Annotated in this window: 14 protein-coding genes and 3 pseudogenes; 6 read left to right on the plus strand and 11 right to left on the minus strand. The window is 35.0% G+C overall.

Annotated elements, in window-relative coordinates; all coding sequences use genetic code 11:
• Together BK574_RS07390 and BK574_RS07395 are read right to left on the minus strand one after the other, a co-directional pair.
• Positions 1 to 680: IS1380 family transposase (locus BK574_RS07390; protein ID WP_142248056.1), on the minus strand; the 680-nt coding region annotated here is incomplete at its 3' end.
• 1091 nt (positions 681 to 1771) lie between these two features.
• Positions 1772 to 1963, minus strand: a complete 192-nt coding sequence (locus tag BK574_RS07395; RefSeq protein ID WP_078428140.1) for a hypothetical protein — start codon at positions 1961 to 1963, stop codon at positions 1772 to 1774.
• Positions 1964 to 2037: 74 nt separating this feature from the next.
• Here BK574_RS07395 and BK574_RS28780 point away from each other — a divergent pair, with 74 nt between their 5' ends.
• The gene (locus BK574_RS28780; RefSeq protein ID WP_274379412.1) at positions 2038 to 2166 is read left to right on the plus strand and encodes a hypothetical protein; all 129 of its coding nucleotides are present in this window, start codon (positions 2038 to 2040) and stop codon (positions 2164 to 2166) included.
• 5 nt (positions 2167 to 2171) lie between these two features.
• On the opposite strand, the gene BK574_RS07400 is transcribed toward BK574_RS28780, so the two are convergent.
• The gene (locus tag BK574_RS07400) at positions 2172 to 2705 is read right to left on the minus strand and encodes a LapA family protein (protein WP_078428141.1); all 534 of its coding nucleotides are present in this window, start codon (positions 2703 to 2705) and stop codon (positions 2172 to 2174) included.
• A 459-nt stretch (positions 2706 to 3164) separates the two neighbouring features.
• On the opposite strand from BK574_RS07400, the gene BK574_RS07405 reads away from it, so the two are divergent.
• Entirely contained in the window at positions 3165 to 3809 is a 645-nt protein-coding gene (locus BK574_RS07405; RefSeq protein ID WP_078428142.1) for a recombinase family protein, read from the plus strand.
• 354 nt (positions 3810 to 4163) lie between these two features.
• Here the strand turns inward: BK574_RS07405 and istB are convergent, their stop codons facing one another.
• From istB to BK574_RS07425, 3 genes are all read right to left on the minus strand, one after another.
• A complete protein-coding gene (gene istB / locus BK574_RS07415; protein WP_420796988.1) occupies positions 4164 to 4919 on the minus strand; it encodes an IS21-like element helper ATPase IstB in 756 nt (251 codons plus the stop codon).
• Positions 4916 to 6463 carry an IS21 family transposase gene (gene istA / locus BK574_RS07420; protein ID WP_078428143.1) on the minus strand — a complete coding sequence of 516 codons (1548 nt, stop codon included), beginning with the start codon at positions 6461 to 6463 and terminating at the stop codon, positions 4916 to 4918. Before istA ends, istB begins: the two co-directional genes overlap by 4 nt.
• 669 nt (positions 6464 to 7132) lie before the next feature.
• Positions 7133 to 10231 (minus strand): EAL domain-containing protein, encoded by a 3099-nt coding sequence (locus tag BK574_RS07425; RefSeq protein WP_158211580.1) that lies wholly within the window; start codon positions 10229 to 10231, stop codon positions 7133 to 7135.
• A gap of 458 nt (positions 10232 to 10689) precedes the next feature.
• On the opposite strand from BK574_RS07425, the pseudogene BK574_RS07430 reads away from it, so the two are divergent.
• The 4 genes and pseudogenes from BK574_RS07430 (at position 10690) to BK574_RS07450 (ending at position 16870) form a co-directional block, all read left to right on the plus strand.
• A pseudogene (locus tag BK574_RS07430) lies at positions 10690 to 11921 on the plus strand (IS110 family RNA-guided transposase).
• A 1020-nt stretch (positions 11922 to 12941) separates the two neighbouring features.
• Positions 12942 to 13853 (plus strand): annotated as a pseudogene (locus tag BK574_RS26930) (IS1595 family transposase).
• A 235-nt stretch (positions 13854 to 14088) separates the two neighbouring features.
• Positions 14089 to 15327, plus strand: a complete 1239-nt coding sequence (locus BK574_RS07445) for an IS4 family transposase (RefSeq protein ID WP_078428147.1) — start codon at positions 14089 to 14091, stop codon at positions 15325 to 15327.
• Between the two features lie 597 nt (positions 15328 to 15924).
• Positions 15925 to 16870, plus strand: a pseudogene (locus BK574_RS07450) (transposase).
• Positions 16871 to 17002: 132 nt separating this feature from the next.
• Here BK574_RS07450 and BK574_RS07455 read toward each other — a convergent pair.
• From BK574_RS07455 to BK574_RS07480, 5 genes are all read right to left on the minus strand, one after another.
• The gene (locus BK574_RS07455) at positions 17003 to 18232 is read right to left on the minus strand and encodes a sensor histidine kinase (RefSeq protein ID WP_078428148.1); all 1230 of its coding nucleotides are present in this window, start codon (positions 18230 to 18232) and stop codon (positions 17003 to 17005) included.
• 17 nt (positions 18233 to 18249) lie between these two features.
• Positions 18250 to 18783 (minus strand): manganese efflux pump, encoded by a 534-nt coding sequence (locus BK574_RS07460; RefSeq protein WP_158211581.1) that lies wholly within the window; start codon positions 18781 to 18783, stop codon positions 18250 to 18252.
• A 47-nt stretch (positions 18784 to 18830) separates the two neighbouring features.
• Positions 18831 to 19601, minus strand: coding sequence for a response regulator transcription factor (locus BK574_RS07465; protein WP_078428150.1), 771 nt, complete (start codon positions 19599 to 19601; stop codon positions 18831 to 18833).
• Positions 19602 to 20084: 483 nt separating this feature from the next.
• Complete coding sequence (gene adh / locus BK574_RS07475) at positions 20085 to 21605, minus strand: aldehyde dehydrogenase (protein ID WP_078428152.1); 1521 nt, start codon at positions 21603 to 21605, stop codon at positions 20085 to 20087.
• A 138-nt stretch (positions 21606 to 21743) separates the two neighbouring features.
• Entirely contained in the window at positions 21744 to 22163 is a 420-nt protein-coding gene (locus BK574_RS07480) for a GlcG/HbpS family heme-binding protein (RefSeq protein ID WP_078428153.1), read from the minus strand.
• Positions 22164 to 22192: the final 29 nt, after the last annotated feature.

Consider the following 22192-nt stretch of genomic DNA (forward strand, 5'->3'; position numbering starts at 1 on the left):
CTATCACCACGAAGAAAAGGTGTTGTCTCTGGGAACTTTTCGTTGTAATGATCAATGAGTGGTTGAATAAAATCGACGACACCATTTGAAGTATACACGTTTCCAGGTCGTAGCTTTGCTTTAAGGAAATCACCTGTTACTCCGTCAAAGGCAACTAATGGATGAAAACCAACGGTACCATAATGAGTATTGAAAGCCGCAGCTTCTTGGTCTCCGTAGGTATCGGAATGCGTAGAATCTAAATCAATAATAAGTACCTTTGACTCTCTAAATTGATGCACTTTGTCAATAAGCTCTTGGTTGGCTCGATTCAATTCTTCAATAGATTGGCTATCAAACCGTCTAAAGAAACGAGATAAGCTCGGCTGAGAAGCTAACGCATCTGTACCAATAATTTGAGTAAATACAGGGTCTTTCGTCAATTGATCAGCTGCATCATCGTCGGTATAACCAGCAATGATTTGATAAATCTTTTGACGAATTAAGTTTTCATTCGAATGAATATAGTAACGTCTATTGTCTTTCAGGTTTAAATGTTCAGCCAATGTTTTAGAGAAACCAATCTTTTCATCAAATTCCCTACAGAGGAACTCACCAGTATCAGACGAGAGTTCTCCTCCGTCATTAGATAATTTAATTTTACGATTGAAATCAAGTGTTAATTGCGGTAAAGTAGCCATTATAAGAATCCTTTCTGATGGTTATTGGTTCGCACTTTTAACTTATCAGAAATGGGTTCTTTTTTCATTTATTTGATGCGTTAACGAGTAACAAAAAAGCTTATTAAATGGACATTAGTAGGCAAATATTATTTTTGTATGAATAAATCAGGTTATATACAACCGGTTGTTCTAAAATTTTTATTTTAACCTCCTTGAAGTTCTTATTCCAACCTTTACGTCAATTTAGGTTTTATGTAATAAAGATTGAGACATGTATTTCGCAATTGAAAATTGAGCCATTTCGCAACAATTATTGAGCCATGTAAATTACGAATATTTTCGCAAACTTTGGTTTATGAACATTTATAGTGCGAGACTTGACATGGATCCTCTACGGGCATGACTTCCCTGCGAAAGCGTGTGATAGGAAGGGATTTCGCACCCTAACAAAGGTATCATGCCCGCCTCTCCATATAAAACCAATCAAGTTTTGTTTAAAATGATAATTCACAATCTTTTGATTGGATCCGTTTTATGTTGTCATGTGGCTCACTTTTCATGTGCTATTAACAGAGACAAACATTTACTTTTGGGACACTTTTTACTTCATCTTCACTATCCCATTCAAATACAGAAATTTTGTTTTTAAATTTTTCTATTTGCATTACCTTCAATAAGAAAGCGATATTCTAAGTCACTTTTTATTGAGGAAGCATCAGACGATCCTTATAACTTTCCTCCCACAAAAAGACAATGATCCCAATTATAGTATCAATAAGTTGAAGGGTTATTGCCTCTTTAAAATCTAGAGGTAACGCTTTCTCAGCCTTATACACTTTGTATTGTACTTCACAAAATGTAATAGCTATTAGAACGGGACAAATTAAAGATACTCAATACTTTGTACAATTTTATTTATGTCTTCCCCGTAATGCCGTATATTTAGTCTGACGAAATATGGAATTGGAATTTACCTTATTACATTTAATAGAATAATAACTACCTAAAGGTACTTATTTAGAGGAAAAACCCACCTTATGTCGAATTATATCTAATGGTTTATATTTTTCAGTAAGGAGGTCTTTTAATATGATAGAACCTAGAATTTTTCAAAGTTTAAATGTTTCATGCAATGAAACCAAATCCATCGATGGAGTGAAAGTATCACCACCGTCATCACCTACTACGAAAAAATGATTTTGAATGCCTGAATCCAATAATTGTAAAGGGGTTATTAATATGTCTAAGCAACCATCTAACAATTCTGGGGGTAAACTTAATGAATCTGTCGACGGAGTCAAGGTATCGCCTCCCAAAACTACAAAACCTCGAAAATAATACCCTTCAAGTTAATAAATTAGAAAGGAGTACCTAAATGTCAAAAGGACAATCGAGCAAGCCAATGGCTAATCCTTCAGGAAGACCTTCTTCCAAAACACCTGGTGGAAATGTTAATGGTTCTGTAGATGGAGTAAAAGTATCTCCCCCACCTAAAAAAAGTTAAAATCTTTAATCACTTTCTTCAGGAGTGGTGTCTTCTTCAAAAAATTTTAAATCTATTTCTTTAACTACCATTCCTGATTTAGTGTCGATATAAACTTTATTTATTTTATATGGGTTTTCTTTCAAATAACCTTTCCATTCTTCAGTCCCTTCTAATACTAATCCTTTATCTACCTCGAGTGGTCTTGAAGCTTTAGCCATAGAACCTACTAAAAACTCATTAGGTTTATCTATTTTGTGTACAATATATACTGCCTTTTTACCCTCTTTTTTTTGTTTACTCTCATTCTCATCATTAATCTTAATGAAAAACTCCTCCCACACAGACGTACTTGAAGATAAATGAGCAATCTTTCTTTGATCACGTACATAATTTATTCTATTCCTTAATAAATCATGTCCCCATATACTCCAAAACCAACAAATAATAAAGCTCACTATAAAACTCACTATCAAAAATAATACTAAATATCTAATATCAGAAGTAGCACTACTTAAAGCATCCACTGTCCATACTGTTGTACAGAAAGATATTTCCATTTATTTAAATAATCCCAGATATTTAAAACCAACAACGTCGTAAAACTGACTGGTAACCATAACAATGCAGCTATACCCGATAATTCTGGTGCTGTATGCTTCAGGGGGTTAAACCAAAGACTTGTAACCAAAAATATGCCATTATGCCTGGCAAAATAAAAATAAATGTACTTAAAAAGTCTGCCATTATCTCACCTCTATGTAAATATTCGACAAATATCCTCCTTCCCCTTTATACCTGATATCAGAAAAATATGAAATAACAACCACAAGGTTACTTAGGCAATTCATATGAGAAATTTATAGTTTACAAAGGTATACTTTTAGGGACTGCTAAAAAAGATGATAAATTTACGTTTATAAAGGTAAGCGAAAAATTTTATAAACGTTTATAAAATAGAAATCATCTTTAAGTCTATTTATTGTATAATAAAGGGAAATAGATTAGGAGGAAAAGTAATGTCCACAACAAAGGTATTTGGATACATACGTGTTTCTAGTAAAGACCAGAATGAAACTAGGCAACAGCAAAAAATGTTGAATAAAGGTATCGATGAGCGTGATATTTTTATGGATAAGGCTAGTGGCATAAATTTTGATCGTATTCAATACCAAGCATTACGAGAACGCATTCGGCAAGGAGACTTAATCTATATTGATGCTTTAGATCGGCTGGGGCGTAATTATGATGATGTAATAAAAGAATGGAAGTACATTACCCGTACATTAAAAGCTGACATTATTATTCTCGAAAATGAAACGTTGTTTGATAGTCGTAAGTTTAGAGATATGGGCGACATGGGGAAGTTGATGGAGGACCAATTTTTATCTCTATTAGCTTACGTAGCCGATCAAGAACGAAAGAAAATACGTCAACGTCAAGCTGAAGGAATTGCTGCTGCAAAAGCTCAAGGAAAACAATTAGGTCGCCCTGCTGTTACTTTAACCAGTTTAAATAATGACCAAGCTAAGATACTGCAAAATAACTTTATACTATGGAAAGAGAAGAAAATTACTGGAGTTCAGTTTATGAATTTATTGGGGCTAAAGAAGAATACATTTTATAAAATTATGAAGGAATATGACAAAGCAACCAAGACTTGAGTATTGCGGACAGATTGAGCCATTAGTGCGGAGATTTGAGCCACTATTTGCGGTCAACTGAGCCATTAAGTGTGGGGGCGAGAGCCACTTTTATCAAAGTAGTTAATAATATAAACAACCACTGGAACTTCACTTGCTCCAATGGCTGTTTATATTATTATTTAAATCTCTTATCTCTTATCTCTTAATTCCTTATCAATAATCTCAATAGCCCGGCTAACTAGTTCATCCTATCCTCTTCGTCGTTCCAAATGCAGGAGGGTAATAGTGTTGCCTCTAGAGCCTTCTGTATCTCATCAGGTAAATACCTATGAAGAAAATATCCAGCTGTACGATTTTCAACTTCTAGTGGAATCATTTTGATACCCTCAATCCATGACGTTCCCTCATCGAAACTTCACCATCAACTAGAATCTTATATGAATCATGAACGATTCTGTCAAGAATCGCATCTGCTATTTGTGCCTGTCCTAGTTTTGAATGCCATCCCTCAGGTGAGAATTGGGAACAGAAAATAGTAGAGGCTCTTTTGAGCCTTGCTTCAATAATCTCCAACACATGCAGTATATTTTCCTCTGAAAGCTCTGTTAGTAGCCACTCATCCAGGATTAATAAATCAATCTTTTTGTATTTCTGAATTAACTTACGGAAGCTGCCATCTGCTTCATACTTTGCTACAGCTAATTCATCTAGTAATTCTGGTAACCTTATATATTTCACTTTATAAAATTGGCGACATGCATGTACCCCAAAGGCATTGGATATCCATGTCTTTCCGTTCCCAGAGGCGCCCATTAAAATGATGTTATGGTGATTTTGAAGGTAATTCCCAGTTGCTAACTCTAATATTTGATTCTTATCCAAATTACGATCCGGATGATATTCGATATCTTCAATAGCTGCTGTTGGTTCGCTGAGTGTAGCCTGTTTAATTAGTCGTTCAAGTCGATTCGATTTACGTCTATCATATTCATAATCTACCAGGAGATTGAACCTATCATCAAAATCCATGTCCCTATAATCGTTATTCTGCTTTTGCTGCTGATATAATTCCGCCATCGCACCCATTTTCATTTCTACTAGTTTACGTAAAGTTTCTTGGTTCATTATTTTGTATCCCTCCCAAAGTATTTAGCTCCACGGACAAATCCATAGTCGTCAGATGTAGTGCGAGGTCTGTTAATATCCGTTTTTTTAGTTTGTTTTTTCTTCTTATTTCTTTCTACTACACTTTTAAAGACAGAAACCGTTGGGTTTGTTGAAATTTCAAGTAAGGTTTCTGTTGCTTTCTCTATTTCTTCATTTGGGTATTTCTTAGCTATATTCCTCAGTGTGCTAAGGCTATTTAATGCTTTTTTCTCTACATTCATTTCTAAGATATGAGAGACAAATTGAGTCATAGATGGTCCAATTGTTTCTGCCCACTTCCGGTTATTTTCTGGATTATGATCTAAATATAATCGGTGATTGTCAGGCATGTGATCTGGATTGGTCTCTAACTGGCCAATTTCACCATGTTGTCGTTTATGGGATGCAATCCGTACTTCTTTGAAGTAAACTTCAATTAAATCCGTAGTCAGTCGAACATCGACATTCTCTCGGACATAATCATATGGAACGGAATAATACATTCGATCAACTTGGATGTGGTAGTTCAGTTGAACTTTTGCTGTTTTCCATTCCGCAAGTTTATACCTTGTTTGAGGAAGCTGTTGAAGGTAGGATTTCTCTTCTTCCTCAAACACCTTTTTACGCGAACCTGGTCGCTTTTGAAATTCAGTGGTATTGATTTCTTCTAATTTTTCAAAGATTTTCTGGTTTAAATCTTGAAGATGAAAACACTGATAGTTTCTTAGTGGAGCGATAATCTGTCTGGAAATATATCCAACAGTGCCTTCGACACTCGCTTTATCTTTTGGCCTTCGAACACGGCTTGGAACAATGACAGTACGGTAGTAATCTGCCATTTCACGATAGGCTTCATTTAGAAGAGGCTCTTCCCGATGTGCTTTCGTAACCCCTGTTTTCAAATTATCAGGAACCATTGTTTCAGGAACTCCATCAAAATACTCCAATGCATGAATATGAGCGATAAGCCAATTAGCTGATTTCATATCTAAAAAAGCTTCAACATAACTGAACTGGCTATAAGGTAAGGTCGCAATAAAAACATACGCTGGAATCGTTTCGCCTGTAGAACGATCATTTATCTTTAGTGTCGTCCCAGCCCAATCTACTTCCATGACTTCACCTGGCTTTCTACGAATAGGCATAGTTAACTTATACTTTTTCGCATATTTCCCATAGTTTTCACAAAATGTACGATAGGCATAGGGAATCTTGCCGCCTTCCCGTGCCTCTGTGGAATACTCGTGATGTAACAGGGACAGGGTTACATTCTTCTTTTGTAGTTCCTTATGCACTCTTTCCCAATCAATTGGGAAGTACCCTTTCTCAACAGCCTGTTTCTCTGGGAAGAGAAACGCTTCTAGCCATGGATTGGTCATGGTGTCATTCAAGCTTTCTACACCAAGTTTTTTGGCACGTTGAACAACATCTGAAACTGTATCCCTTGAGTGCCCAGTGCTAGAACTAATCGTTCTTTGACTAACTTCTTCAAGATAAAGTTCCAGAATCTTACGGTAATTAACCATAAAAAGCCTCCTGTATAATAATGTCATGCTTGCTAGCATGCAAGGTTATTATACAGGAGGCTTTTCTTTATTCTATTTATAGTGGCGCAGCATTCCGCAAAGGGTGGCTCTTTACGCCGCAATGACTGGCTCAAAACTCCGCATAAGTGGCTCATTTTCTCTGCAATAATCAAGACTACTTAATGTATGACATTACAGCTTTTACTTATTATTCGTATGCGAAGTTTGAGTGTATATCTTTGTATGATTACAGCCACAATAATGTACCATCACTGTCATTTTTTACCAGAATTCCCCACGAAACCACTTGTTGTCAACATGTAAACTAATAGAAGAACGTCAACGATTTTAAATGAAAAAGCCTAATTCCTTCTCCATATCTTAAACTAGAGGGAATTAGGCTTTACTCTTCCGCAACCGTACCAATTGTGGAATATCTATTTTTATTGAATAGTATGGTTGTACTGTGCAGCACTTTGTTTTGTTAAGTTATTCTTCTTTAACATAGCACCCGTTTAAGTACAATCCTTCACAATGTAATTTATTAATTTCATAAAAAATGAATAATCCATTGGGGGTTTTTCCGTTTGCTTTTAATGGCGTTATATTACCTTCCTGCATATTCTTTTCCTAACTAGCTATATATGGTTTAATTCATTAGGTTTCATCCTATTGACAAGTTTTTATTGGTAACCTAATTTCAACCGTAGTACCTTCATTTTCTTTACTTTTTACTTTTATTGACCCATTATGTTCCCGAACAATTCTAAAACATATCATTAAACCTAAACCAGTACCTTTTTCTTTATTACTATAGAACGGCTCACCTAATTTCTGAACTCGCTCCTCACTTAGCCCAATACCATTATCGATTATTTCTATTAGGACATTTTTTCCTTCTATACTGCCTTGGATTTCTACAAACCCATTTTCAGGAATTGCTTCAATGCTATTTTTAATTATATTAATGAAAACTTGTTTTATTTGGTTTGTATCACACATAATCTGAGGAAGATTTTGTTTATACTCTTGGAAAATTTCTACGTTTTTCAAATTTGCTTCTGGTTTTAATAATGTCTCAACTTCTTTAAGTATAGTTTTAATATTAACCTTTTTTAAATGAATTTCTTTTGGTTTGGCAAGATTAATAAATTCTTCGAGAATTTCCTCAACTTGTTTAAATTCTTTGGAAATTACTTCGAAAAATTTTTTCTTCATGATTCCTTCCTCTAAAAGTTGAATGAATCCCTTTATTGAAGTTAAAGGGTTTCTAATTTCATGTGCAACACCTGCAGCAAGTTGACCCACAACTGATAATTTCTCTGATTTTGCGAGCTGTTCTTCCATGTCCCTTTTTTCAGTAATGTCTCTCGCCACTACTATAAAATGTTCTGGATCACCATTTTCTCCAAGGACTGGAGTACCTAGTCCTTCAAATAATAACGATTTCCCATCAACGATCACAAAACGAGCTTCCATCCTTAATGGATTCATTGTATTTAGTACTTTTTCAAATCCCATCATAACTCTTTTCTTGTCATCAGGATGTATTAAATCAAACGAACTTTCCCCTATATATGATTTTAATGGGTTACCCATTACTTTACCAAGGGAAGGTGCTGCATACTGTATCGTTCCATTTATATCCAATAACATTATTATGTCCGTCATGTTTTCAGAAATCAGTCGATATTTAGCTTCGCTTTCTTGTAAAGCTTTCTCCGCTTTTTTGCGTTTCGTTATATCTATACATGAACCTATGACTTGTACTACTTCTCCCGCTTTTTTTATAGGACGTAAAGTTGCAAGATAATTAATTCCATTTAGCTCTTCCTCATAAGTAACAAATTCCTCTCCTTCCCATGCCATCTTATAGTAGGTAGTTTTATCGAGGGCAGTTCTATAAGGTAGAAAATCATCTAATTCTTTTCCTATCACTTGAGAAGGAATCATTCCAAGACGGTATAATAATTCCCCGTCACATTGTGTATGGATAAATCGTTCATTAATTTTCTTATACTTAAAGATCATCCCTTGCTGCAAACGAATCGTATCGTGTAACTCTCTTTGAGCTGATTCCAATAATTCTTTCAATAACAATTGTTGGTTTATATCTTTAGGGATTCCATGTTCTTCAACTATTTTTTCGATATCAAACCGTTTTTCTTGTAATTGGGATGCTGTTAAGGGCTTACTTAAAAAAAATCCTTGTCCTTCATCACATAAATGTTGTTGTAGAAAAACCAGTTGTTCCTTTGTTTCTATTCCTTCTGCCACTACAATCAAATTTAAATTATGAGCCATTGAGATAATGGTTTTAACTATGGTTTCATCATTTGGATTGTTTCGAAGTTCTTTAACAAAAGACTGGCCGATTTTTAAGGTATCAATAGGAAAATTTTTTAAGTAGCTTAATGAACTGAAACCTGTACCAAAATCATCGATACTAACACGGACTCCAATCTTTTTAAGCTGTTGTAACATTAAAATTGTACGGTCAATATCAACTGTCATACTTTCAGTAATCTCAATTTCTAAAAAGTGTGGTTCTAATCCTGTTTTTTGAAGAATGGATTCAAGAGTATCAATTATATTAGTCTGATTAAATTGAATAGCTGAAAAATTAACGGAAACAACTGTTGAAAAACCTTGTTGCTGCCAAGTTTTATTTTGTTTACAGGCAGCATTCAAAGCCCATTCTCCAATGGGTAAAATTAATCCTGTCTCTTCAGCAATAGGTATAAATGTTCCTGGCGATACCATTCCCCATTCTGGATGGTCCCAACGAAGTAATGCCTCAACACCCACAATTTTCCCCGTATTTAAATTGATTTTAGGTTGATAGTGAAGTAATAACTGATTATTTTCTATCGCCTTGTGGAGCTCTCTCTCTAATTTTAAAGCGTCTACTCTTCCTTCATTCTCATCAAAGGCGTAGAACTTATATTTATTTCTACCCTCTTTTTTTGCCTGATACATTGCATTTTCTGAATGTTTTATTAATAATTCTTCACTTTGTCCATCCTTAGGAAACTGGCTAACTCCAACACAGATTGAAATTTTTATGTCAAACCCATTTATACGAAATGGACTTGAAAATGATTCAATTATTCGTTCAATCACAGATGAAATTTCATTATCATCAAGGTTTTCCAGCGTTAGAAGAAATTCATCTCCAGAGTATCGAGCTATGAAACCAAACGGATTTATTTTTTTCTCGATTTGTCTTGAAACTTGTTTTAATACCAAATCACCTACTCCATGACCATATGTATCATTAACATTTCTAAAATTATTAATATCTATAAATAAAACAGCAAATGAACCACCAATAGATTGTGATTGTAACTTGCGTTGTAAGTATTTATTAAAGTAAAAACGATTCGGTATTTCTGTTATAACATCGTAATTAGCTAGAAAATTAATGGTTTGAATCTCTTTCCTTTGTTCTGTAATATCTCTAAAAAGTACAGACAAGCCTTCCTTAGAAGGAAATGCCCTTATTTCATACCATCTATTATTAAAAAACTCTTCAAATTCTACAGGTACTTGTTCCGACAATGCCCTTTTATATCGTGATACAAATTTATTCAAGTCACTGTGTGGTAATACATCAAAAATATATTGGCCAATAGCATTTTCTCGTTTAATTTGTAAAAGTTTTTCTGTAACATTATTTATATATTCAAATTTTAATTCATTATTTAACGAATAAAATGCATCGGATACTCGCTCCAAAATATCCTTAGTATTAGTTATAGTACTCAATGGTGATCTCCTTTCGTTAGGACCTAAAAAAGGAACTAAATTATTCATTAATATATTATACAGTTAGTTTCCATTGCAACGACAAATTTAATATAATCCATCGATATTCTTAAAACACCTTGAGCTTTCATCCGTTATTAATCCCTTTTTGAATAGAGTACCTAGCATCATGGTATTTTTCGCTATACAACTAAACTGCTTCTTCGTATTATAAGGTTAGCCAGATAAGAAAATATTTCTGGTTGACCTTATTTTATATGGTCTTATTATAACAGTAGCCAGGGTAGAACGTAACTGCTCGTGGGGCTTTAGATCCCGTCAACTAAACCGTACGCCCCCTACTTGTAGAAACATGATTGAGGCTGGTTGGGACTTAGATCTCGCATAACAAGCGAAGCTGTGATACTGCATGGAGGATTAGGGGTTACTGGTGAATATTAATATGAGGAGGAGAATTAATGAATCCAGTCATTGGTCTGGATATTTCAAAAGGGGAAAGTCAGGTTCAAGCATTTCTTGATAAGGGAAATCCATATAGTAAGAGCTTTAAGGTTAGTCATACCTTGGAGGGGCTCGCTTCTCTCATTGATTTTCTTGAAGAAGTGAAAGTGAAATCGGGTATGAAACCTCCAGTTGTTTTAGAGGCAACAGGTCATTATCAAACGCCAGTCGTTCAATATCTAGAGGATCGCGGTTACTTATTAATTATCATAAACCCACTCATTTCTATAAGGCTAAAAGTTCAAGTTTATGAAAGGTTAAAACCGATGCAGTCGATGCCTATCATCTTTGCGAATTGTATTACAAAGAAGAGTTGGAATCCTATAAAAAGCGCGGAGTTCAACTCTTAAACCTTCGTAATCTCACAAGACAACATGAAAATATTACAGGAACACTTATTCAAACCAAATTACAATTTCAAGCCACTCTTGACCAAGTGTTCCCTGAATATAGAGGTGTTTTTGGTGATTTATATTCGGTTGTATCACTGTTAACTTTATTAGAGTTTCCATCTTCTGAGGACATTCTAAACGCAAGTGAAGAGACACTCACTGATAAGATAAATGAGCTCTGTAAGAGTCGTTCCATAAGGTGGGCTAATGAAAAAACGAATGAACTTAAAGCTGCGGCAAAACGTAATCCATTTGAAAAAACCGTTTATCAGAGCATATTTTAAGCCTAAGTATATTTATTAAAATTCTTCTTCAATACAAAGAGCACCTATCGAAGTTGGAGTCCGAGATAGACCCCTTGCCAAAGAAGTTGAAAAATATAATATTATCAAATCTATTCCTGGTATCGGAGAAAAAATCGCTGCAACGATTATCTCTGAAATTGGTGAGATAGATCGATTTGATAATCCTAAGAAACTTGTAGCTTTCGCTGGTGTTGATCCTAGTGTATTCGAGTCTGGTAAGTTTACAGCTACCAAAAATCGAATTACGAAACGAGGTTCAAGCAGGCGTCGACATGCGTTATATATGGCGGTCCGCTGTGCTATTCGTGATTGCCGCAAGAAGAAAACAAGCGATGAAATCATTCCCGGTAACAAAAAATTACGCGAGTTTTATGATAAAAAACGCGCGTAAGGAAAACCCTTTAAAGTCGCGGTCATTGCATGTGTCAACAAGCTCTTACACTGGATCTATGCCTTTTAAAAAGCAAGAGTGCTTTCCAAGATATAGCTTAAACGCAAGATCTAGCTAAATAACACAAAACCTTCCAAGAGTATCTAATTGGAAGGGTATTTGTTTTGCGCATATTTAGTATAACATGTCCGATTTAGAATTTTTATTGAAAATGTTGTCAAACTATTAGCTGGTTTATATGTAGTATGATTTTCCACCGTATTCAACGTAAGTAAAGATACGAAAAATGTTAAATTTGTATCTTTGTAGAAGCATTATATATAGTTAAGTAATTATAGTTTTTAACGTTAACAAACATAGGACTTTACTTGGAGAGGTGGGTATGATAGGCTTGTTTGCCTGATGAAACCTTAGCTTCAGCCTTTCAAGACAAATCGTACCCACAATAGCAATAGGTAAGACTTTGATATAATCTCCATCTTTTCCCCATCCCGATAGTAGTCGTTTAATAGTGGATGTTTCTTACTTACAAAGTTCCGATTAACCTAGCTTTACATATATCCGTAGGTGCTTACTTTAAGCCTATCAACTCTATATCCTCATTTGTTAGATATACCGAAGTTCCTATACACTACTCGTACTTTTCGGTGTTTGACACTGCGTTCGCAGTATACGTCTTTCGAACGTATTAATTTCTAGACCCGTACATTCACAAGTTCGTCAGCCCATTTGGACATTCTCACCATAGATATTTTGTAGCATCCCGACCTATCACAAACCATATTCTAAAGAAGCAACTTAGGTTCATTTCAGCCGACTTTACCTAGCTTCATACACATTTTGACTACTACCATAATGTGCATGTAGGAGGATCAGATAACTCGTTTCAGCTCAACATGACGGCTTTCATTCCGAGTTTTAATTAATCAGTTGTAATTGCTTATTAGCAATTCTCCTATTTCGTGTTTTGGCACTTATAAGGAAACGTTTCGCGCAGTTGTACAATATTTCACAAAGTCAATTATATTTAATGAGTATCCCTTTTACTCAGAATAATGTTTATCAGGAACGGATGTTTGTCAATAATGATGACTAACATTGTTCTTGAAAGGGTGCTTTAAATGAACAGATACCAGCAAATGAGTTTAATTTCTTTCCAAAAACGGTTTTCGACCGAAGAAGCTTGTCATGACCATCTCTTTTTATTGAAGTGGTCGAACGGCTATTCTTGCGAGAGATGTGGTCACGATGCTTATTTTGAAACAAAAACCCGTAAGCACAAACTTTATGAATGCAAAAAATGCCGTTACCAATCTACTGTAACTGTTGGAACTGTGATGGAAAAAACAAGAACTGACTAAACTAAGTGGTTCTTAGCCATCTATTTAATCGCTCATGATAAACGCGGTGTATCTGCAACAAGACTTTCTGAAGAACTTGAAGTAACCTATAAAACCGCATGGCTCATGCTTCATAAAATTCGACAAGCCATGAGAAAACGCGATGCAGAATACACGTTAGCTGGTATTGTAGAGCTAGACGATGCCTTCTTTGGTGCGCCATCCGAAGGCGGAAAACGCGGTCGTGGAACTGACAAAACCAAGGTATTAGTAGGATTATCCTTAAACCAAAAGGGACATCAGCTTTATATGAAAATGGAAGTTGTCCCTAATATTAAAGGGGAAACCTTGATTCAATTTGCCAAGAAAAGCATCCAAGCAGGTTCAACGATTAGTAGTGATGCCTATCATTCTTACCGAGCACTTGATGGGGCTGGTTTTAAGCACGAATATCAAGTCTATAATGCCAAGGAAAGTCCAGACCATTTAAATTGGTTACACACTGTTCTTTCGAATGCAAAAGCGTTTGTTGGTGGAACGTTCCACGGGCTTGACTCTAAGCATCTCCAATCCTATTTAGATGAATTTTGCTATAGATTTAACCGAAGAAAATTCAAAGGAGAATGGTTTAGCCGTTTAGTAACATTGTGTGCATCAACAAAGACGATTACTTATTCTGAGCTAGTGGAATAATCATTTTATATTTTAACATAAATATCCAATTTAAAACTAAATGTTATTCCATAGTCTGACTTTATTTGCTGCACAGTATCCGTCTACTGCGTCAGTAGCCTTGCATGACTTTAAAAAAATTACAGAAAAGTAATATTATAGTATTTACAGGCAAAGAAAAAACTCCTATTGTAGAAGTTATAGACCTTGTTTTGTTCCCTTAAACAAACAAGTCTTCTACAAAGGAGTTTTAACAATGAGTAATAAAAGTATAGGCCGAGAAATGCTCATTTGTCAATGCTTATCCCTTCTTCCGTTAGAGGATTTTGAATGTCCTTTACTAGATTACGGGAAGTATAAGCTTTCTACAAAATCGCTATTAAAAATTTTTGTAGCTGCACAGTTAGATCAATGGAGTTCATATGCTCACATGGAAGAAAAACTAGCTGCATATCCGAAGCTACAAAAAGAGATTGGTGTTTCTGAAATCAGTGGCTCTCAGCTTAGCCGACGGATCAATGACCTTCCAACAGAATTAGTTCAGAAACTTTTTATTAAAGTGGTTCAGAAGCTCAACCAGCTAACCCAATCGAATCAAGGATTACCAGACGGAATTGGACTTTTAAGTATCGTTGATTCTACGGAAATTAGATTGCCAGAACAATTATGTGACTGGGCATTTATTTCAAAAGGTCATAATGCCGTCAAAATGCATACAAGATTAAAAGTTGTTTCACCAGACATCGCATTTCCAGATAAAATCGTTCCCTCAACAGGAACCGTAAGTGATTTTGAAAGCTCAGATATCTTAATAGAGGAATTAGATACCACTCACGTAATGGACCGGGGCTATCCTTCAAAGCACAATTTAATGGATTGGCAAGAGAAAGGAATATCATTCGTAGTTCGGATCACTAAGGCTCTTCGTTTATATACATTAGAAGATTATAAACCATCTCACCCATCGGTCATTCAGGATGCCAAAGTATTATACGGTATATCTAAAATACCAGTAAGGTATATTGAGTTTGTGGATGAAAAAGAAAGAACCTATCGAATCCTAACCACCAGATTTGATCTTACCGCCCAACAAGTAATGGACATTTATCGATATCGTTGGGTCATTGAATTATTTTTCAAATGGATTAAGCAGCATCTTAAATTAACAAAGATTTGGAGTACGAAGCCGCAGGGTATCTGGAATCAGATGTTTTTAGCTCTTATAGCATATGGACTTTCACTCATTGTGAAGCTAGAGGCTGATTCTAAAAAGACGCCATGGGAATTCTTTCGGATACTACAAACCTACCTTTATAAAACGGTCAGTTCGTTTAAAAAGGCATTACGATTAAAAAAGAAGCGAAAATCGAGAGGGAGACAGAAAGTCCCTATTCCAATTGAGAAGAAAACACCGTCGTTTGGAAACGTTGCTTTGGTGAAAGATAAACCCAAGAAAAGTAAAAGAAAAAATGAGAGAAAACTAGGTAATTATTAAAAAGGAAAAAAAAGGGAACAAGGTCAATGTAATACCCTGTTCTCTGTTTTTCATTTTATCCATAAAACAAAATGTAAAAATAATACATATATTCAAAATAACTACATCGATGCAAGGCTACTGCTACTGCGTACCAAGAAATGATGACTTATTTATTCAACTAAACTGCGTCGTTAGCTTAAGTACCTTCCTTCACAATCTCTATTCAAACTTTAACATAATTAACCAAATCAATTTGAAACTTAAACCCAAAATCAGTAAAACCTCTTTTTACTGATTTTTTTATATATAAATTTGTATTTTAAATTGTATTTAAAAAACGATAAATCCATCTATATCAACAGAAAATGCCCATCAAATTACTATACAATTTGATGAGCATTTTAGCTTACATTTTTTTGTCTGCGATAGGAAACGGAACCCGTTACATATAACACCCTTACTTTTTATATTTAAAAAAATTGTATTTGAGTAAATTTCATAATTTCAATCCCAAGTCACACAAGGTTTTCAAGGACATGAAAAAAGGAGTACCTCCCCAAAAGTCGAATGAGTAAGTGACCAAACAAACTCTCAGACTGGAGGAAGACTCCCTTTATGACTATTATACGACAAGGAAGCCTATTTGACCTGCAAGATTTATACGATTTAGAACCTACCCACCGTTTTGAAGCGGTATTTTCAACCATTGACATCTACCCGATTCTAGCTGTTGTTTCAAAAAAAGCCCTTTATGGTGCACCTGTTCAGTTAAATTACGCTGCGATGATTTATTCTCTTGTCGCAAGAAAACTTGAGCGGATTCCGACGATTAAAGATCTAATTAAACGATTGAAACATGACTACATGTTTCGTTTAGACTGTGGTTTTCTTCTTTCTGATGCGATTCCATCGGAAGCATCTTATTCGAGAATGCTTCCGAAAATAGCTGGGAAACTTAAATGACGGAAAAGCCGCAATCCCTTTATTAAAGGGAGTTCAAGAGCGACTATCTGTGCTTCCACTTTCCTTTAGCACACTAGATGCAGGATATGACTATCCAGCGATTTACGAACAAATCTATCGAATGGGTGCCCAGTCCATCATTGCTTACAACAAGAAAAATGAATCCGAGTTAAAAGGGTTTGATCAGTATTTTGCGCCTACTTGTGTTCGAGAACATTCGTATCGCTATGATAGTTACGACTCTACTTACGAGACGTTAAAGTACACACGTCCAAAAGAGTGTAAAGACTGTCCGTTAGCGCAAGATACCTTATGTCAAAAGGTTTATAAAATGAAAATTACGACATATTTACGTCGCTACACAGCACCCGCCCGTGGTTCAAACGCGTGGAAAACGATTTACAAGCAACGAAGTGCAGTCGAACGGGTCATTGCATATCTCAAAGAATTCTTCCAATTAAATAATGTTCGTTATCGAACAGGAAAACGAGCAAAAGTACATTTTGATTTGACGCAATTGGTTTATAACGGAGCGAAGCTAGCGTGTGGTCGTATAGCCAAATCACTCTCCAAAAAGGAGTTAGATCAGGCTGTGTAACCAGATTTTAAAAACATCAAAAAAAAATTGGATCCTTGTGTAATTTTTGAGATAGGCTTTATGAAATTGATTCAATTGTGTAAGAACTAAAGAAATAATCGCCACACTAACATCAATACACTCACTATTTTCTTATAAAAAGGGGTTTGGTAGTATAATTTGCACTAGTGTTCCACATTCATTGTTTCTTCTTTTTAATACTTTAATTCCCCATTCCTCACCAAAATAATGTTTGATCCGTTTATCGACATTGTTTAACCCTATTCCTGTTGTATGTCCTTTACCCTTTGGTATAGGTAAACCAGAACTAGCAAATTGACATTCCTCTATTCCTACACCATCATCAGTAATATCAATAAAGATGTTTTGACCTTCAGAATAAGTATGAAGAGAGATTTGTATCGGTTGTCCAAGAGGTTCAAATCCATGAACAATGCAATTTTCTATAATTGGCTGCAATGTAAAGATTGGTAGATTTATAGTCTCTAATTGTTTATCAACATTTATATCTATTTGGATCATATCCCGATAACGAGTATGCTGTATACTCAAGTAATTTTGAACATGTTCAATTTCTTCTTTTAACAAAACGAGTTGGTCAATATTACGTAAACTATATCTAAGTATCTTTCCAAGTAAATATGTAACATCTTGTGTTCGGTCTGCATTTTCTAGATAAGCGATCCGTGAAATTGTATTTAGCGTATTAAACAAAAAATGGGGATTTATTTGAGACTGTAGCGCTTTAAGCTGTGTTTCCTTTAACATTTTTTCTAAATTTGCTCGTAACTGTAACTCTTTAATCAGCTTTTCGCTTTTAATTGACAACTCTTTTTTTGTAAGATATGCATCCCCTATTTTCACAATATAATTCGCCGTAACAAAAAGAAGTTGGGCGATCGCTTGTACGCGACTCTTACTTTTATATTCTAACTTTTTGAAGTGATTTATCATCGTCTCTTGATCTAATTCCAACTCCTCTAGTTCCATTTTCATATCAGAATACCCGACTATTTCTTCTTCCTCCATTAATACTTGTCCACAAAGTACAGATCCTAAATACTGATTACGTAAAATTATAGGAGCAGCAAAATCAATTAAACCCGAGTGACAACGGTGGATAACGGGACGGTTACTATCAGCAGCCATCTTCCCCACTCGTTCATCTGAAAGGATACATCGGTGCAATCCCTCCTTGCTCGTGCGAATATACGTACAAAAATTAGTAAAGTTACTAGCTTTTGTTATAGGGACACCATTAGCATCAGTAATGATAACAGCTACACCAGTTGCTTCAGCAAACTGGTCTTGTATTTCCTGTAACTTTTGGATATTTACAAAATCTCCTAAGGTCTTATTCATCGTGGCAACCTCCTTTTTTAAAATGTATAAAATAATCCTAACAAAATAATTAAAACTGGAGGTATATAATCTAATCCTCTTATTGAAATAGCCTTTGAAATTACAAGCCCTATTCGTTGCCCTACAATAATAAGTAAACCGCCCATAGAAGAAATAAATATAACTATCAAAAGTATCGGATAACCGAAGATCACGGCTCCTATTCCTGCAACGAAGGCATCGAGTGATATAAATACCGAGATCAGGATTCCTTCCTTCAAAGAAATCGTTTCTATTTTATATTTTAGTGTATGTTCCTTATTCCGTTCTTTAAAAATAGAAAACAGTCTAATAATTCCTAATGATACTATCAAAAGACCACCTGCTATAGATGACTGTCGTTCTGAAAGAAACATTTCTTTTAATAGATGCCCAGCAAAACCTGATATAAGTAATGTTATACCTGTTATAGCTATTAAAGTGCCGATGATATATGGTGGAAATTTAATTTGTCTTAACCCATATATAAGTCCAATTGAAAAACTGTCAAATGAAAGTACGATACTAAGCATAAATAATGTAAAAAGTTCTAGCATCTATTCTTCCCTTTTTTTTAACATTACATAATTCTGTTAAAATATAGTTTATTAAGCTTTTCCTTTTTCAATAGTTTTTCATTTTGTCTAAATTGCTTTGGCGGCTGTCCCTCAAACTTTCTGAATACCCTTGTAAAGTAATTAGGGTCTGTAAAGCCGCATAGTTCACTTATTTCTGTAATACTCTTATTACTCCGAATCAATAATTCTTTAGATTTCTCTAATCTTTTCATTGTTATAAACTCGGTAAAAGTCATACCAGTCACTTGTTTAAATAAACGACTAATATATTGTGGATGAAGATGAACAATTCCTGACATTTGATCTAAAGTTAACTTATCCGTTAAATGAATATCAATATAATTATTCATTGTCTCTATGACACTATTAGATTGGTCGGCCAAAAAAGTGTCATCCTTTGTATCATTGATATTATCGATCACTTTTTTTATAGCTTCTACTACCTCAATTGGGCGAACTGGTTTTAATAAAAAATCTTCTGCCCCAATTTTTATGGTTTGCAATGCATAATCAAATTCATTGTAAGCTGTTAAAAATACTACTTTTATGTTTGGATCATGTTGTTTTATGATTTTTGCAGCAGTAATACCATCCATAATTGGCATCTTGATATCCATTAAAACAATATCAATTTTATTATTTTTAACTGTATCTACTGCAGAAACTCCATTCATTGCTTCAATGCACTTCAGGACACCAATATTATCTTTATCGAACACATCTCTTAATACTTCCCTTTCAAGTGGTTCGTCATCAACAATTAATAAGTTCACGGCCGTCCCTCCATTTCCGCTTTCTAGAAAACGTTTTCAAAAAAAGGCTGATATAAACTAAAGTACATTGCTTTTCTCTAAATTTATTCTATTATAAATAGTATTTTTAGGCTTCCAACAATCAAACTTATACTTTGTATGAGTTTCAAACCCTAGTCTACTACATTGATAAGTAGTTTTATATCCATTTTTCTTTATAACTTTAAACCATTTGCATGTTGCACAACAATGATATTTATCCAAGATTATCCCTCTCTATAATGGTGATTATTCTATACAGCAATCAAAATTTGATTATTATAAAAATTTAAAATATTAACGCTGTTTATATAATAATATTACAACTTAGAAGTTTAGAAAAGCCCTTCCTTCTATTACTTTTTCGTTCGGTGGAATATTAGGAAGGGTTTCTGTTTATTATTTTCTTAATTTTTTTGACGCTTACGATATATAGCCAATGTTACATCAACCTATAGGCTATTTTTAAAAGAATCCTAGTTTATTCGGGCTGTAACTTACTAATAAGTTTTTAGTTTGTTGGTAGTGTTCTAGCATCATCTTATGATTTTCTCTGCCAATACCAGATGCTTTATATCCTCCAAATGCTGCATGAGCTGGATAAGCATGGTAACAATTTGTCCAAACTCTTCCAGCTTGAATTTCTCTACCAAAACGATAAGCTGTATTAATATCGCGAGACCAGACTCCTGCTCCAAGGCCGTAAAGAGTGTCATTGGCAATGGAAAGTGCTTCATTATTGTCAGAGAAAGTTGTTACAGATACGACTGGACCAAAAATCTCTTCCTGGAAAACCCTCATCTTGTTATTTCCTTTAAATACAGTAGGTTTAACATAGTAACCACCTTGAAGATCGCCGCTTAACTCTTGTCTTGCCCCACCTATTAAACAATTCGCTCCTTCTTGTTTGCCGATTTCTAAGTAAGAAAGGATTTTCTCAAGCTGTTCTGAAGATGCCTGTGCTCCCATCATCGTTTCAGTATCAAGAGGGTTACCTTGCTTTATTTGCTTTACTCTTTCTAATGCTCTTTCCATAAAGCGGTCGTAAATATTTTCATGAATTAATGCACGAGATGGACATGTACAAACTTCTCCCTGATTTAATGCAAACATTACGAATCCTTCAATCGCTTTGTCTAAAAATTCATCATCTTTTGCAAATACATCTTCAAAGAATATATTTGGTGATTTCCCTCCTAACTCAAGCGTAACAGGGATAATATTTTCAGAAGCATATTGCATGATTAATCGACCTGTAGTCGTTTCACCTGTAAAAGCAACTTTGTTTATTCTTGGACTAGAAGCTAAAGGCTTACCCGCTTCAACACCAAAACCATTAACAATATTGACAACACCTGGAGGTAATAAATCTTGAACTAATTCTGCCCAAATTAAAATAGAAGCTGGTGTTTGTTCAGCTGGTTTTAATACCACACAGTTTCCAGCAGCAAGAGCTGGTGCTAACTTCCAAGTTGCCATTAACAATGGGAAATTCCATGGGATAATTTGTCCGACAACTCCTAGTGGCTCGTGAAAATGGTAAGCGACTGTATCGTTATCAATTTGACTCGTAGAACCTTCTTGAGCTCTAATCACTCCTGCAAAATAACGGAAATGATCTATAGCTAATGGTATATCAGCATTTAATGTTTCACGTACAGCCTTTCCGTTATCCCACGTTTCTGCGACTGCTAACGTTTCAAGATTTTCTTCCATACGATCGGCAATCTTATTTAAAATTGCAGCTCTTTCTGTAACCGAAGTTTTCCCCCAGCTATCTTTTGCTTTATGGGCTGCATCTAATGCCATGTCAATATCTGCAGAAGTAGAACGGGGGACTCGACAGAACACATTTCCAGTAACAGGCGTAATATTATCGAAATATTCTCCGTTCACTGGTTCGATCCACTCACCCCCGATAAAATTTTTATATTGTTCCTTAAAACTTACTTTCGCTCCAGTTTGATTAGGTTGTAAATAAATCATCATTAATTCCTCCAATTTTTTTTATGGTTCTACCATTTTTATTCATTTTTCATACGAGAAGATGATATATTGAAACTAGTTTTTAATTGTCTTGTATCTTTTAAGTTTAAATAATTGATATAAGCAAAAATATATAAACTATTGTGGCTGTAATGTTCCGAACACCGACACTGCGGCCTCAGCAACTTCTATATCATCTGCTACTGATCCTCCACTTACTCCCACTGCACCTATAACTCTACCAGCTATTACAATCGGGATCCCTCCTCCAAACAAGACTACTCTACCGTTATTTGTCGTATTTATACCGTAGAGTTCACCCCCTGGCCCCCCTAACTTCGATAATTCGTCTGTTGGTATTTTTAATGCGACTGATGTCCACGCTTTATTAAGAGAAATATCTAAACTCACTAATAAAGCCTCATCCATCCGATGACTTGCCACTAAGTTTCCACCATCATCAACAACTGTAATCACCATTGGAACCCCGATTTCTTTAGCTTTTTCTTCAGCACCAGCTATCATTTGTTTTACATTCGCTAAGTTTAACTTTGACATTATTCCTCTGCCTCCCTGATATTCCATAT

The sequence above is a fragment of the Alkalihalobacterium alkalinitrilicum genome (assembly GCF_002019605.1).
GTDB lineage: Bacteria > Bacillota > Bacilli > Bacillales > Bacillaceae_F > Alkalihalobacterium > Alkalihalobacterium alkalinitrilicum.

Bases quoted from the DNA above. Each gene is read 5' to 3' on its own strand.
- BK574_RS28780 (WP_274379412.1), top strand. From the start codon at position 2,038: ATGTCAAAAGGACAATCGAGCAAGCCAATGGCTAATCCTTCAGGAAGA.
- BK574_RS07400 (WP_078428141.1), bottom strand. From the start codon at position 2,705: ATGGAAATATCTTTCTGTACAACAGTATGGACAGTGGATGCTTTAAGT.
- BK574_RS07405 (WP_078428142.1), top strand. From the start codon at position 3,165: ATGTCCACAACAAAGGTATTTGGATACATACGTGTTTCTAGTAAAGAC.
- istA (WP_078428143.1), bottom strand. From the start codon at position 6,463: ATGGTTAATTACCGTAAGATTCTGGAACTTTATCTTGAAGAAGTTAGT.
- BK574_RS07445 (WP_078428147.1), top strand. From the start codon at position 14,089: ATGAGTAATAAAAGTATAGGCCGAGAAATGCTCATTTGTCAATGCTTA.
- BK574_RS07455 (WP_078428148.1), bottom strand. From the start codon at position 18,232: ATGAATAAGACCTTAGGAGATTTTGTAAATATCCAAAAGTTACAGGAA.
- BK574_RS07460 (WP_158211581.1), bottom strand. From the start codon at position 18,783: ATGCTTAGTATCGTACTTTCATTTGACAGTTTTTCAATTGGACTTATA.
- adh (WP_078428152.1), bottom strand. From the start codon at position 21,605: ATGATTTATTTACAACCTAATCAAACTGGAGCGAAAGTAAGTTTTAAG.
- BK574_RS07480 (WP_078428153.1), bottom strand. From the start codon at position 22,163: ATGTCAAAGTTAAACTTAGCGAATGTAAAACAAATGATAGCTGGTGCT.